Below are 13,666 nucleotides of genomic sequence, written 5' to 3'. Positions count from 1 at the left end.
GGCGGTACCTCCGGCTAGCGTCGTGACGACCAGACCGGATCAGGTCTGGCAGACCCAGCCGGAGGCCGCGGTGACCGAGCGACAGGAGGCGTCGGAAGACGCCCTCATGACCCGGATCGGCCAGGCGGTCATCCTGCTGCACGCCGGGGACCGCGAGGAGGCACGCAACCGGCTCCGCGACCTGTGGACCGAGCTCGGCGAGGACGGCGCCGGCCTGCACCGGTGCACGCTCGCGCACTACATGGCCGACGCCCAGGACGACCCAGCCGACGAGCTGGCCTGGGACCTGCGCGCCCTGACCGCCGCCTGCGGGCCGCGGGACGGGCCGCAGGAGGATCCGGGGGAGGCCCCGGGGCAGAGGTCGCAGCCGGGGCAGGGGCAGGGGCCGGAGGGTGCGCCTGCGGACGGGCCCGGCGACCGGCAGCGTACGCCGGACGAGCCCGATCCGGCCGTCCGGGTGCTCTACCCCTCCCTGCACCTCAGCCTGGCCGCCGACTACCTCAAGCTCAAACGGCCCGAGGAGGCGCGGATCCACCTGGCCCGCGCCTGGGCCGCCGCCGGAGTGCTCCCGGACGACGGGTACGGGTACGGGGACGGCGTACGAGCAGCCCTGGCGCGGCTGGAGCGCCTGCTGGCCCGGGAACCGGGCGGGGGACCCCGGCCGTTCCCGGAGCAGCACCCCTGACGCCCGACGGCGGGAGTTCAGCCGCCGTGGACGCCCTCGCAGATACGGGCCTCCGGGCTGTCCGGGGCCCAGCGGCCGTGCGTGCGGCCCATCGCGCACACGTCGGCGGGCCGCACGGGCAGCTTCTCCGCCAGCCCGCGCGCCACCCCCGCCTTCGGATCCAGCGGATCGGGACGGTTCGCCTTGCCCCACGGTGCCGGCTTCGTGGCCCTGCGCGGCTCGGGGATGTCCGGAACCGGCGGCACGCCCCTCGGGATCTGCCCGGCGGGCGCTGCGCCCACTGCCGCCGCTCCCGCCGAAGCCCCTGGTGCAGGGCTGCGGCCGTCGGCCGGGGCCGTCGGCCGTGCGGGCTGCTGCGGCAGCGCCGCGAGCGCCTCCAGGGCGGGCGCCCGGACCTCCACCGGAGCCGCTCCCGGGCCACCGCGCGGCTCGTGCTGCGGTGCGGTCCCCGTGGTTCCGGGAGCGCCCGCCGGCTGCACGGGGGCTGGGGTCACATTCACACAGCCGGACACCGCCGAGACGGCGCAGGCGACGGAGAGCAGCAGCTTCGTCGTGGTTCGGGTTGGGTGCACCCGCGCAACTCTGCTGTGCGAGGACCCCGTTGCGGAAACCCGGAGCCGATATTCACCCCGCACGGGTGACGCCGCGTCCTCCGGACACCCCCACCCCGGACCGGCGTCCAGCCGCTGACCGGCTCCGCCCGCGGACCGGCGTCAGACGCCCGCGGCGCCGTCGATCTGCTCGCGCAGCAGGTCCGCGTGGCCGTTGTGGCGGGCGTACTCCTCGATCATGTGCGTGTAGACCCAGCGCAGGCTGTACGCCTCGCCCCGGTGGTGGCTCTCCGGCTTCGACGTCAGGTCCAACGAACGGCCCGCCGCGGCTTCCCGGGCCCGCTCCACCTCGGTCCGCCACACCTGCTCCGCCTCGGCGAAGGTGTCCCGAGCGGTGAAGTGGAAGTCCCCGTCCCGGTCCTCGCGCGTGCTGTACAGGTCGGGCAGGTCCTCGCCCAGCATGATCTCCCGGAACCAGTAGCGCTCCACCTCCGCCATGTGCCGTACGAGGCCCAGCAGGCTCAGCTCGGAGGGCGGCAGCGGCATCCGGCGCAGCTCCTCCTCCCCGAGGCCCTCGCACTTCCAGGCGAGGGTGGCGCGGTGGTAGTCCAGCCAGCCCTCCAGCATCGCGCGCTCGTCGGCGGCGGTGGAGGGGCCGGTGCGGTGGGAACCCGAAGTCATCGTCATGACCGCCATCCTCGGGCCAACGGGCAGGTCTCCACCAGGGATTAAGCTGCGGGGAGTCCACGAGGAACCACCTGGAGGTCCGCGGTGAAGGTCGGCGTCATCGGACTGGGCGACATCGCCCGGAAGGCGTACCTGCCCGTCCTCACGGCCCGCCCCGGCCTGGAGCTGCACCTGCAGACCCGCACCCCCGCCACCCTGGAGCGGATCGGGGAGAGCCACCACGTCCCGGCGGAGCGCCGCCACACCGACCTCGACGCCCTGCTGGCCCAGGGCCTCGACGCGGCGTTCGTGCACGCCCCGACCGACGTCCACCCTGAGATCGTCACCCGGCTGCTCCAGGCCGGGGTGCCGACGTACGTGGACAAGCCGCTGGCCTACGAGCTCGCCGACTCACGGCGCATGGTGGAGCTCGCCGAGGAGCGCGGGGTCCCGCTCGCCGTGGGCTTCAACCGCCGCCACGCGCCCGGCTACGCCCAGTGCGCCGAGCACCCCCGCGACCTGATCATCCTGCAGAAGAACCGGGTGGGTCTGCCCGAGGACCCGCGGACCCTCGTCCTCGACGACTTCATCCACGTCGTGGACACCCTGCGCTTCCTGCTGCCCGGCGAGGCCGACCGCATCGACGTACGGGCCCGGGTGCACGACGGATTGATGGACCAGGTCGTGCTCCAGATGTCCGGACCCGGCTTCACCGCGCTCGGGATCATGAACCGGAGGTCCGGGTCGGCCGAGGAGGTCCTCGAAGTGTCCGGGCAGGACACCAAGCGGCAGGTCGTCAACCTCGCCGAGGTCGTCGACCACCGCGGTCAGCCGACCGTCCGCCGCCGCGGGGACTGGGTGCCGGTGGCCCGCCAGCGCGGCATCGAGCAGGCCGTCGACGCCTTCCTGGAGGCCGTCGCGGCCGGGAAGCCGCTCAGCGCCCGGGACGCCCTGCTGACCCACGAGCTGTGCGAGCGGGTGGTGCTGGCGGCTCTGGAGCAGGCTTCCTGAGCCGCAACGAACGGGTGCCCTCGATGGTGCAGTACACCGCGAGCAGGACGAGGGCGACCCCCACCGGCCAGTCACCGAAGCGGACGTAGGGAGTCGTGCCGGCGGCGAGCGGGACCTCGTAGACCTGCGCCGTGCTCGCCGAGACGGGCAGCGGCGGGCCGATCCGCCCGCCGGCCGGGCCGTACACGGAGCTGACACCGGTCAGGGTGGCGTGGACCACCGGGCGGCCGGTCTCCGCGGCGCGCAGCGCGCCGAGCGAGGCGTGCTGCGCCGGGGCCCAGCTGTCCTGGAAGCTGGAGGTGGCGGACTGGGCCACGAGCAGGCCGGCCCCGTCGCGGACGAGACGGCGGCTCATGTCGGGGAAGGCCGACTCGAAGCAGACCAGCGGGCCGATCCGCACCCCGGCCGTCCCGCCCGGAAGGTCCATCAGCACCGGGGCCGCCCCGCGGCGCCGGTCCTCGCCCGCGGCCCTGCCGACGGAGGTGGCCCAGCCGAGCACGGACCGGGCGGGGACGTACTCGCCGAACGGGACCAGGCGCATCTTGTCGTACCGGTCGCCCGTCGGGCCGCGCGGGTCGACGAGCACGGAGCTCTTGAAGATGCCCTCCCCGCCGCCGCCCCCGCCGCCGGCCGCGGTCGGTTGCTCCCGCGCGGCCGTGGCTGCCGGGCGCGGGGCCGCGGGCTGCCGGGCGTCGACGTTCACCAGCAGGGGAGCCCCCACCTCCACGGACAGCGCGGCCAGCCGCCGGGACAGGTCCGGGCGCGCCGCCAGATCGGCGCCGACGCTGCTCTCCCCCCACACCACCAGGTCCATCGGCTGCCCGGCCAGCGTCCGCGTCAGCCGCTCTCCGGCGGCGAAGCGCCGCTCCGCGCTGTCGGGCCCGTCCGGCACCAGGCCCGGCTGTACGACGGCCACCCGTAGCAGGGCCGACCCCTCCGGCTGCGGGAGCCACAGCCACACCGCGCCCGTCAGCACAGCGCACCCCGCCACCCCGGCCACCGCCGGGACCCGGGCCCGGGGAACCGCGATGAGCAGCACCACCGCGCAGTTCACCGCCACCACCAGCAGACTCACCAACCACACCCCGCCCAGCGAGGCGAGCCGCAACACCGGCGGCACCTGCCACTGGCTCACCCCCAGCAGCCCCCACGGCCCGCCGAGCCCCTGCCAGGACCGGGCCAGCTCCGACAACAACCAGCCCGCGGGGACGAGCACCAGCGCGGCCCCCGCCCGGCCCGGCCCCGGCTTCCCGCCGAGGAGCTCGCGCACCAGCAGGGCCCAGGGGATCCACAGCAGGCCCAGCAGGGCGGCCAGCGGCAGCAGGAACACGTGCAGGCTGGGCAGCAGCCAGTGGTGCACGGCCACGATGAACCCGGCACCGCCCAGCCATCCCTCCCAGGCTGCCCGCCGCCCGGTCGGCGCCGACCTCAGCAGCAACATCCAGGGCACGAGGGCGACGTACGCCCACCACCACAGCGCGGGGGCGGGGAAGGCGAGGCACGGCAGCGCCCCGGCGCCGGCCGCGGCGGCAGCACGCCAGTGCCGGGTACGCCTCGGGACCGTGACCATGAGCGCCTCCGCTTCCAGTGTGGGACAGGGCCGAACCGGTGGCCGCTCAGGCGGAGAGGTGGCGCCACTTCTCGTGCACGGTGACCCGGGTCAGCCGCCAGCCGTCGCGGGCGGTACGGGTCAGGGCGAAGGTGTAGCGGCCGGCGGCGGCGAAATTCGGCGCGGTCACCGGCCCGCCGGCGCCGCCGCCGTCGAGTCGCATCGGGTTGACGAAGTCGGCGAGGACCTCGGCCCGGTCGGCGGCCCAGCCGCCGCCGTCGGCCAGCCGGACCAGCCGGTTGACGATCAGGTGCTGGCGCACCGGGAACAACTGCATGGCCTCCGCCAGCCAGTCCGCCACCTCCTCGGCCGGGCCCTCGATCCCGCCCGCCGAGCTGTAGTCGGCGCGCCCGCCCGGCGCGAAGAGTGCGCGGTACGCCGCCCAGTCGCCGTCGTCCACGGCCCTCGCGTACCCCGTGACCACCTCGTCGATCGCCAGCCGGTCCATGACCGAGGCGAGATCCACACGCTGTGTCATCGGGTCAGTGTGGGGGCGGCGGGCCGCCGGGCCAAGGGGCGTGCACCGGCCAGTCCGGCCGCGGCGCGGTCAGTGGCCGGAATACGGCTCCCGCTGCCGGACCACCACCAGGAACGTATCGCTGGCCAGGTCCATCACCACCTCCGCGGGCACGCCCTCGCGCATCCGCTGGGCGGCGTACTCCTCGGCGGGCCAGCTTCCCCGCGGGCTCCCCGCCGGGAACCGCTCCAGCACCACTCGTCCCATGGGGCACCCCCTGCTGCTCGGCTCCGGGACTCGACACTCCTCAGGCACAACGACGCGAGGGCCGCTCGGGAACGTTCCCGAGCGGCCCGGCGGTTCACCCGAACCGGTGAGCAGGGCGGGGCGCTAGCCCGCGGACTCGGCGGCGTGCGGGCTCAGCACGCCCATGCTGACCAGGACGAACAGCAGGATGCCCAGCAGGATGCGGTAGATCACGAAGGGCATGAAGCTCTTGGTGGTGATGAACTTCATGAACCAGGCGATGACGGCGTAGCCGACGGCGAAGGCGATGACCGTAGCGAAGATCGTCTGGCCCCAGGAGACGGGACCCTCGCCGATGTGCTTCAGCTCCAGCCCGCCGGAGGCCAGGACGGCCGGGATGGCGAGGAGGAAGGAGTAGCGGGCGGCGGCCTCGCGGGTGAAGCCCATCAGTAGACCGCCGGAGATCGTCGCACCGGACCGGGAGACGCCCGGGACCAGGGCCATCGCCTGGCACAGACCGAAGATCAGGCCGTCGCGGACGCCCAGCTCCCGCAGCGTCTTGCGCTCGCGCACGGCGCGGTGCCGGCCGCCCTCCTCGTCCCGTGCCGCCAGCCGGTCGGCGACACCGAGGACGACACCCATGACGATGAGGGTGGTGGCGGTCAGTCGCAGGTCGCGGAAGGGGCCCTCGATCTGGTCCTTGAACAGCAGCCCCAGCACGCCGATCGGGATCGAGCCGACGATCACCAGCCAGCCCATCTTGGCGTCCTGCTCACCACGCATCGACTTCGTGTACAGCGAGCGGAACCAGGTGGAGACGATCTTCGCGATGTCCTTGCGGAAGTAGATCAGCACGGCTGCCTCGGTGCCGATCTGGGTGATCGCCGTGAAGGCCGCGCCCGGGTCCTCCCAGCCGGCGAATGCCGCGGTCAGCCGGAGATGGGCACTGGAGGAGATCGGGAGGAACTCCGTGAGCCCTTGGACGAGACCGAGGATTAGGGATTCGAACCAGCTCATGTCGGGGTGCGTTCGTCCTTGTGATCGGCGGGCAGTTCCCGTCCGATGCTAGGGCCCGTGGGAGACTGCTCCGACCACAGGGGCGCGCTCCTGCAAGGGCCCCCGGTCAGCGGTCCGCGCGGTGCGCGCGGTGCGCGCGAGCCCGTGCCGCTTGCGCCAGCCGACGACGGCGGCGGCCAGCAGGGACGCCGCGATGAAGCCACCCGAGATGAGGAAGGCGGGCGAGCCCGGCGTCGAGGCACTGGCCCCGGCGACGACGTACGCCGCGGTGTTCGGCACGACGCCGATGGCGGTGGCAGCCAGGAACGGCAGCCAGCCGCAGCGGGACACCGCGGCGCAGTAGTTGGCGGCTGCGAACGGCAGCCCGGGAAAAATGCGGACCGCCAGCATCGAGCGGAAGCCGTGCCGCGCCAGCTGGTCGTCGGCCGCCACCAGCCAGCGGCCGCGCAGGAGCGGACGCAGCGCGTCCCGGCCCATGGCCCGTCCCAGGCCGAAGGAGATCCCGGCGCCCAGGACCGAGCCGGCCACCGCCGCGGCCAGACCGAAGGGGATGCCGAACAGGGCCCCCGCGGCCAGGTTCAGCAGCGGCCTCGGCACGAGCACCGCCGTCCCGAGACCGTACGCGCCTGCGAACAGCAGTGCCGCCACTCCCACCGGAAGCCCCGAGGTCCACCCCTGCGACAGGAGGCGCTGGGGCTCGTACAGCAGCACGCACACGCCGGACGTGAGCAGCAGCGCGACGAGCAGCGACAGCCGGGTCCACGGCGCCAGGAGGAGGGACATCCGGGGAGACTATCCGACGTATGCGGCGCCCCGCCGTAATCCAGGCCTCATGCGGAGGAACGGCCGACGTCCGCAGGCGGCCCGCGCGGCACCCCCGGAGGGCGGGTCACCCTCCCGCAAGGGCCCCTGGCCGTACCGGAATTCAGCGAATGTTCATTCGGCGGAAATTCGTTCGACGCCGACGCCGCCGGTCCGGCAGGATCGCCCGCATGTCCCGGTACGCCTTCCCCGCAGCGCCGTCCGCAGTCGCGGACGCGCCGAAGGCTGCCGTCCTGCTCTTCGAGGCACTCGCCTCCGACCCGTTCGACGGCGCACGAAGCTGACCCTTCCCGGACAGTCCGGCGGACCCCACAGGGGGAGGGTCGGCACGGCCCCAGGGGTCCCGTTCCGGCTTCGGCCGGTCGCAGCAGCGCCATGTACACGGGAAGGGACATCATGGCCAAGACGGCCTTCGTGCGCACCAAGCCGCACCTCAACATCGGCACCATGGGTCACGTCGACCACGGCAAGACCACCCTCACCGCCGCCATCACCAAGGTCCTGGCTGCGCGGGGCGGCGCCTCCTTCGTGCCGTTCGACCGCATCGACCGGGCCCCGGAGGAGGCCCGACGCGGCATCACCATCAACCTCGCGCACGTCGAGTACGAGACCGACACCCGGCACTACGCCCACGTCGACATGCCCGGGCACGCCGACTACATCAAGAACATGGTCACCGGCGCCGCCCAGCTCGACGGGGCGATCCTCGTCGTCTCCGCACTCGACGGCGTCATGCCGCAGACCGCCGAGCACGTGCTCCTCGCCCGGCAGGTCGGCGTCGACCACATCGTCGTCGCCCTGAACAAGGCCGACGCCGGGGACCCCGAACTGACCGACCTGGTCGAGCTGGAGGTCCGCGAGCTGCTCACCGCCCACGGCTACGGCGGGGACGGCGCTCCGGTCGTACGGGTCTCCGGGCTCGGGGCGCTGGAGGGCGACCCGCGGTGGACCGGCGCGATCGAGGCGCTGCTGGACGCGGTGGACACGTACGTCCCGATGCCCGTGCGGTACACCGACGCGCCGTTCCTGCTGCCCGTGGAGAACGTGCTGACCATCACCGGACGCGGGACCGTGGTCACCGGATCCGTCGAGCGCGGGCGCGTGTGCCCGGGCGACCGGGTGACCGTCCTCGGCGGCGACGGGGAGCCGGTGGAGACGGTGGTGACCGGCCTGGAGACCTTCGGCAAGCCGATGGAGTCCGCCGAGGCGGGGGACAACGTGGCGCTGCTGCTGCGCGGCGTGCCGCGCGAGGGGGTGCGCCGCGGGCAGGTGGTCGCCGCACCCGGCAGCGTGGAGCCGAGGCGGCGCTTCACGGCGCAGGTGTACGTGTTGTCCGCGCGGGAGGGCGGGCGCACCACCCCGCTGTCGACCGGGTACCGGCCGCAGTTCTACGTCCGTACCGCCGACGTGGTCGGGGACGTGGACCTGGGCGCGGCCGCGGTGGCCCGGCCGGGGGAGACGGTCACCATGACCGTCGAGCTCGGGCGGGACGTACCGCTGGAGGCGGGGCTCGGCTTCGCGATCCGCGAGGGCGGGCGCACGGTCGGCGCGGGGACGGTGACGACCGTCCTCGGCTGAGCCGCCCCGCCGTGGTGGCGGCAGTCCCGGTACGCCAGACTGCCGTCACCACACGGCGTGGCACGAGAAGGGGCGGGCGGCATGGGCGGCGGCGGTACGGCACTGGTGCTGGGCGGCGGGGGACTCACCGGCATCGGCTGGGAGTCCGGGATCCTCTACGGGCTCGCGCAGGCGGGCGTCGACCTCTTCGGCGCCGACGCCGTCATCGGCACCTCCGCCGGCTCCCTCGTCGGCGCCCAACTGACCTCGGGCCTGCTCACCCCCCGCGAGCTGTACGAACGCCAGCTCGTGGACCCCGCGGGCGAGACCCTGGCACGCTTCGGCAGCGGGCTCGTCGCCCGGTACGCGCTGGCGATGCTCCGCTCGCGCGACGGGGCGGACTACCGCAGGCGCGTCGGGGCGATGGCGCTGGCCGCCGACACGGGGGAGGAGGCGGAGCGGCGCAAGGTGATCGCCGCCCGGCTGGTCTCGCACGAGTGGCCCGCCGGGCGCCGGCTCGTGGTCACCGCGGTCGACGCGCTCACCGGGGAGCTCGTGGTCTTCGACCGGGAGGGTGGGACCGGGCTGGTCGACGCCGTCTCGGCGAGCTGCGCGGTGCCCGGGGTGTGGCCGCCGGTGACGGTGGGGGAGCGCCGCTGCATCGACGGCGGGATCCGCTCCGCGGCCAACGCGGACCTGGCCGCCGGCTGCGACCGGGTGGTGATCCTCGCACCGATGACCCTCGGCTCCGGACACGTCCCCGCGCCCGCCGCCCAGGCGGCGCAGCTGCGCAAGGAGGGCGCCCGGGTGCTGCTGATCACGCCGTCCGCCGAGGCCCGCAAGGCCTTCGGGCGCAACGTACTGGACCCGGCGCGGCGGGCCCCGGCGGCCCGGGCCGGTTTGGCCCAGGCCGCGCAGCACGCCGCCGAGGCGGCCGCGGTCTGGGCGGGCTGAACGGCGTACGGGCGGCCTGCGGCCCGCGGGGCAGAAGGGTGCAGGGGCTCAGGGGCTCAGGGGCTCCGGGGCTTAGGGGCGGCGTAGGGCGTAGGGGCGTGCGGCCCGTGCTGCGCGGCTGCCGGACAATGGTGCGGTGAGCGAGGAACAGATCCCGGTGATCCGGGCCGTGGGGCAGGGCACCGCCAAGCTGATGCCGGACGTGGACCGGGACCGGGCCTGGCTGCTGACCGTCGACGGCGCCCCGCAGTCGTACGTGGACCTCGACGATCCGGAGCACCTCGAGTTCGAGTACGCGCGCCGCCTCGCCCACGTCCTGGACTGCGCCGCGGAGCCCGGTGCCGCCCTGGACCTGCTGCACCTCGGCGGCGGCGCGCTCACCCTGCCCCGGTACGCGTCGGCGACCCGACCGGGCTCCCGGCAGACCGTCGTGGAGTTCGACGCGGCGCTGGTGGAACTGATCGAGGAGCACCTGCCGCTGCCGGCCGGGTCCGGGATCACGGTGCACGCCGCGGATGCGCGGGCCTGGCTGGAGGGTGCGGCCTCCGCGGGCGCGGACGTGATCGTGGCCGACGTGTTCGGCGGCTCGCGGGTACCGGCCCAGCTGACTTCCGTGGAGTACGCGAGGGAAGCGGAGCGGGTCCTGCGGCCGGGCGGCGTGTACGCGGCGAACCTGGCCGACGGGGCGCCGTTCGACTTCCTGCGGGGCCAGCTGGCCACCTTCCGCGCCGTGTTCGGGCAGGTCGCGCTCGTCGCGGAGCCGGGGGTGCTGCGCGGGCGCCGGTTCGGCAACGCCCTGCTGCTCGCCTCGCACCGGGAGCTGCCGGTCGATGCGCTGGCCCGGCGGTGCGCGGCGGACGCCTTCCCCGCGCGGGTGGTGGCCGGACCCGAGCTGGAACGGTTCGTCCGGGGTGCCGGGCCCGTGGCCGACGCGGATGCCGCCGGCTCCCCGGAGCCGCCCGACGGGGCGTTCGGCATCGGCTGAGCCCGCCGGCGGGCCCGCGCGCGGGCCCGCCGCCCTGCGCCGCGGGCTCAGTCCGCGGCGTCGCGGGCACCGGCCGCCCGGGAGGCGGCCCGGGCGGTCGCCGGGACTCCGGCCGAGCCGGCCTTGGCGGGCCCGGGCCTGCGGGTGAGCCGGCGGACGTCCGGAACGGTGAGCACGGCCGCGGTGGCCACCACGACCAGCGTGGCGCAGCCCCACAGGGCAGTGGTGCGGCCGAAGGCCGACTCCACGGGCCCGGCCATGGCCGTGGCCAGAGGCAGCAGGGACACCGAACCCAGCCAGTCGTAGGCCGAGACCCGGGAGAACTTCTCCTCCGGTATCTCCTGGTGAAGGGCCGTCATCCAGTTCACGCCGAACACCTCGATGGCCGCGCCGCTCACGAACATCACGGCGCACAGGGCCCACACGGGCAGCGGCACGGCCAGTCCCGCCGACGGCAGCGCGAGCGGGAACACGCACAGGCTGCCCGCCAGCAGCAGCCGCCGCGGCTTCCACACCATCATCAGCACCGCGCCGGCGATGGTGCCGGCACCGAAGAAGGCCAGCGCCAGCCCCCAGGGAGCGGGCCCGCCCAGCCGTTCGCGGGCCACGAGCGGCCCGTACACGGCGTCCGCCGCGCCGACGACGGCGACGACCACGGAGAACTGGAGCACGATCCCCCACAGCCAGGGACGGGTACGGAACTCCGTCCAGCCCTCGCGCAGATCGGCCAGCAGGCCGCCGCTGGGCGCCCGGTTCGCCACCCGGCCCACGTCCAGGGCCGCGCGCAGGAGTCCGGCCACGGCGAACGCAGCCGCGTCCACCGCGAGCACCCAGCCGGCTCCGAAGGCGGCGATCATCGCTCCGCCGAGGGCCGCCCCGCCGATGGCGGCGCCGTTCATGGCCATCCGGAAGAGGGCGAAGGCACGGTTCGCGTGCTCGGCCGGGACGCTCGCGAACAGCATGCCCTCGGCGGCCGGACTGAAGAAGGCCGTACCGGTGCCGCAGAGCGCGGCCAGCAGCATCATCTGCCACAGCTGGGGGTCCCCGGCGAGGACGAGTACGGCGAACGCGGCCTGTGAGACGCAGTTGAGGGCGTTGGCCGCGACCATCACGCGGTGGCGCGGCACCCGGTCCGCCACCGCGCCGCCGATCAGCAGGAAGACGAGGAGCGGCAGGGTGCGGGCCGCCGCCACGAGGCCGACGTCACCAGCCGATCCGCCGTCTTCCAGCACGGCGAACGCCGCGGCGGTCAGCGCGCCGTGGCTGCCGAGGCTGGTGATGACGGCGGCGGCCGTCAGCAGCGCGTAGTTGCGCCCGGCCCAGGCGGGCCGGCGGCGGGAGAGGGGGAGGGCGGTACGGGAGCTCACCCACGGACTATCCCCGGCCCGGGCCGGGTAGTCCAAACGGATTACCCGGCGTCCCTCCGACCCGGCGGCCCTCCGCCCGGCGGCTACTGCTTGGGCAGCAGCCGGATGGAGCTGAGCATCTTGTCGTAGACGTCGGCCGCGACCTCGTCCTGCACGCCTGCCGCGCCGACCATCACGAAGCTGGCGAAGTCGCCCTCACCGTTCTTGAAGGCGAACCCGACCGCCTTGCCGTCGGAGGAGCACTTGTTCTCCTTCTTCACGTTGGGAGCGGTGGCGATCACCATGTGGCCCTTGAGGCCGGAGGCGGTCGTGTACTCCTTGGGCTCCGTCACCTTGACGGTCCCCTTGGGCTCCTTCTGGGCGTAGGCGGCCCAGACCCAAGTACCGGTGTTGTCCGTCGCGACCTGCTGGGTGTCCTTGGCGCCCTGGGCGCCCTTGATGCCCGTGTCCGCGAGCGTGTACTTCTCGATCCTGCCGTCCTTGTCCTTGTCGATCGTGCACCACTCCTCCTTGAAGGTTGCGGTACCGGACATGGTGATGACGGGCTTGCCGTCCTTCTCGTCGGCGATCGAGATGGACACGCCGGTGTCGTTCACCTTCCAGTCGGCGGGCACGTCGTAGGCGGCGTCGTACTTGGTGTTGATGACGGTCTTCCAGCCGGGGATGACCGGCTTGACCTCACCGTCCGCGCGCGGGTTGGCGCTCGGGGAAGCCGGGGCCGCGGGCGACTCCGGTGCCGAGGAGGCGACGGTGGGCTTGTTGTTCTGTTCGCCGCCCTCGTCGTCCTGCGTGAGGAGGAAGGCGCCCGTCGCCGCCGCGGCCACGACGACCGCCGACACGGCGACGATCGCCACGGTCTTCGTGGAGAGGCCGCTGCCACCGCCGCCGGGCGCCGGCACGGTCTGCTGGGGCTGGTTCCACGGGGCCTGCGGGGGCTGGGGGGTCTGGTAGCCCGCCTGCGGGTACCCGTAACCGGGCTGCTGCTGGTACGGGTTCGGCTGTCCCGGCTGTCCCGGCGGCTGCTGCTGGTACGGATTGGGTTGCGCGTCCTGAGGGTTCTGCTGTCCCCCGGGCGGCTGCTGCTGTCCTGGCCACATGGCCGGTAACGATAGTGGGAGTGGCCGACAGGAGCCACGGCCGCCCCCCGGGCAGGTCTGGTCAAGCGCATCTACTCGTGGGTAACATCGCGTTCCATGAGCGCAGACCAGATGAATGTGGGCGAACTGCTCGCCGCGACCGTGCCGATGGCCCGGACCCTGAACCTCGAGTTCCTGGAGACCACCCCCGAGCGCGCGGTCGTCCGCCTGCCCGACCAGCCGGACTACCACAACCACGTGGGCGGTCCGCACGCCGGCGCCATGTTCACCCTGGCCGAGTCCGCCAGCGGCGCGATCGTCCTCGCGGCCTTCAGCGACCAGCTCTCGCGTGCCGTGCCCCTCGCCGTCAAGGCCGAGATCGCCTACAAGAAGCTCGCCAAGGGCGTCGTGACCGCCACCGCCACCCTCGGCCGCCCGGCCGCCGAGGTCGTCGCCGAGCTCGACGCGGGCGGCCGCCCCGAGTTCCCGGTCACCATCGCCATCCAGCGTGACGACGAGGCCGTGACCGGCGAGATGACCGTCGTGTGGACCCTGCGCCCCAACGCATGACCACACCTCCCCCGGGGGAAGGGTGGGGGCCCGCCCGCACCGGGCGGCCCCCCCCCCCGTGCACGGGGGGACCCCCGCCATAGGGGTGGCACA

The 13,666-nt window shown here is 74.2% G+C and carries 15 protein-coding genes; 6 read left to right on the top strand and 9 right to left on the bottom strand.

Annotated elements, in window-relative coordinates; translation table 11 throughout:
- The first annotated feature begins 70 nt into the window (after positions 1-70).
- Positions 71-685: a hypothetical protein gene (locus ACFV7Q_RS19105; RefSeq protein WP_385429844.1), complete on the top strand. Its 615-nt coding sequence runs from the start codon at positions 71-73 to the stop codon at positions 683-685.
- A 17-nt stretch (positions 686-702) separates the two neighbouring features.
- Here the strand turns inward: ACFV7Q_RS19105 and ACFV7Q_RS19100 are convergent, their stop codons facing one another.
- Positions 703-1,257, bottom strand: a complete 555-nt coding sequence (locus tag ACFV7Q_RS19100; RefSeq protein ID WP_385429794.1) for a hypothetical protein — start codon at positions 1,255-1,257, stop codon at positions 703-705.
- Between the two features lie 141 nt (positions 1,258-1,398).
- Positions 1,399-1,923: a DinB family protein gene (locus ACFV7Q_RS19095; protein ID WP_385429792.1), complete on the bottom strand. Its 525-nt coding sequence runs from the start codon at positions 1,921-1,923 to the stop codon at positions 1,399-1,401.
- Between the two features lie 84 nt (positions 1,924-2,007).
- On the opposite strand from ACFV7Q_RS19095, the gene ACFV7Q_RS19090 reads away from it, so the two are divergent.
- The gene (locus ACFV7Q_RS19090; protein WP_385429790.1) at positions 2,008-2,913 is read left to right on the top strand and encodes a Gfo/Idh/MocA family protein; all 906 of its coding nucleotides are present in this window, start codon (positions 2,008-2,010) and stop codon (positions 2,911-2,913) included.
- On the opposite strand, the gene lnt is transcribed toward ACFV7Q_RS19090, so the two are convergent.
- From lnt to ACFV7Q_RS19065, 5 genes are all read right to left on the bottom strand, one after another.
- The gene (gene lnt / locus ACFV7Q_RS19085) at positions 2,837-4,483 is read right to left on the bottom strand and encodes an apolipoprotein N-acyltransferase (protein ID WP_385429788.1); all 1,647 of its coding nucleotides are present in this window, start codon (positions 4,481-4,483) and stop codon (positions 2,837-2,839) included. The genes ACFV7Q_RS19090 and lnt overlap by 77 nt on opposite strands.
- Positions 4,484-4,529: 46 nt before the next feature.
- Positions 4,530-5,000 (bottom strand): nuclear transport factor 2 family protein, encoded by a 471-nt coding sequence (locus ACFV7Q_RS19080; protein ID WP_385429787.1) that lies wholly within the window; start codon positions 4,998-5,000, stop codon positions 4,530-4,532.
- Between the two features lie 69 nt (positions 5,001-5,069).
- Positions 5,070-5,246, bottom strand: a complete 177-nt coding sequence (locus ACFV7Q_RS19075; RefSeq protein WP_385429785.1) for a hypothetical protein — start codon at positions 5,244-5,246, stop codon at positions 5,070-5,072.
- A gap of 123 nt (positions 5,247-5,369) precedes the next feature.
- The gene (locus ACFV7Q_RS19070) at positions 5,370-6,242 is read right to left on the bottom strand and encodes an undecaprenyl-diphosphate phosphatase (protein WP_385429783.1); all 873 of its coding nucleotides are present in this window, start codon (positions 6,240-6,242) and stop codon (positions 5,370-5,372) included.
- Between the two features lie 48 nt (positions 6,243-6,290).
- On the bottom strand, positions 6,291-7,025 hold the full coding sequence (locus tag ACFV7Q_RS19065; protein ID WP_385429782.1) for a TVP38/TMEM64 family protein: 735 nt from the start codon (positions 7,023-7,025) through the stop codon (positions 6,291-6,293).
- A 435-nt stretch (positions 7,026-7,460) separates the two neighbouring features.
- Between ACFV7Q_RS19065 and tuf the strand changes: the two genes are divergently transcribed.
- From tuf to ACFV7Q_RS19050, 3 genes are all read left to right on the top strand, one after another.
- Complete coding sequence (gene tuf, locus ACFV7Q_RS19060; protein ID WP_385429780.1) at positions 7,461-8,642, top strand: elongation factor Tu; 1,182 nt, start codon at positions 7,461-7,463, stop codon at positions 8,640-8,642.
- Positions 8,643-8,723: 81 nt separating this feature from the next.
- Positions 8,724-9,575 (top strand): patatin-like phospholipase family protein, encoded by an 852-nt coding sequence (locus tag ACFV7Q_RS19055; RefSeq protein ID WP_385429842.1) that lies wholly within the window; start codon positions 8,724-8,726, stop codon positions 9,573-9,575.
- Positions 9,576-9,768: 193 nt separating this feature from the next.
- Complete coding sequence (locus ACFV7Q_RS19050; RefSeq protein ID WP_385429840.1) at positions 9,769-10,560, top strand: spermidine synthase; 792 nt, start codon at positions 9,769-9,771, stop codon at positions 10,558-10,560.
- A gap of 47 nt (positions 10,561-10,607) precedes the next feature.
- Here the strand turns inward: ACFV7Q_RS19050 and ACFV7Q_RS19045 are convergent, their stop codons facing one another.
- On the bottom strand, positions 10,608-11,927 hold the full coding sequence (locus tag ACFV7Q_RS19045; protein WP_385429778.1) for an MFS transporter: 1,320 nt from the start codon (positions 11,925-11,927) through the stop codon (positions 10,608-10,610).
- An 83-nt stretch (positions 11,928-12,010) separates the two neighbouring features.
- On the bottom strand, positions 12,011-13,024 hold the full coding sequence (locus ACFV7Q_RS19040) for a hypothetical protein (protein WP_385429776.1): 1,014 nt from the start codon (positions 13,022-13,024) through the stop codon (positions 12,011-12,013).
- Between the two features lie 96 nt (positions 13,025-13,120).
- Here ACFV7Q_RS19040 and ACFV7Q_RS19035 point away from each other — a divergent pair, with 96 nt between their 5' ends.
- Positions 13,121-13,573, top strand: coding sequence for a DUF4442 domain-containing protein (locus ACFV7Q_RS19035; protein WP_360637176.1), 453 nt, complete (start codon positions 13,121-13,123; stop codon positions 13,571-13,573).
- The last annotated feature ends 93 nt before the right edge of the window (positions 13,574-13,666 follow it).

The organism is Streptomyces sp. NPDC059851, from assembly GCF_042732005.1.
Classification (GTDB): Bacteria; Actinomycetota; Actinomycetes; order Streptomycetales; family Streptomycetaceae; genus Streptomyces.
Note: the sequence above shows the minus strand (reverse complement) of the source record. Positions and strands in the feature narration are given on the sequence as shown.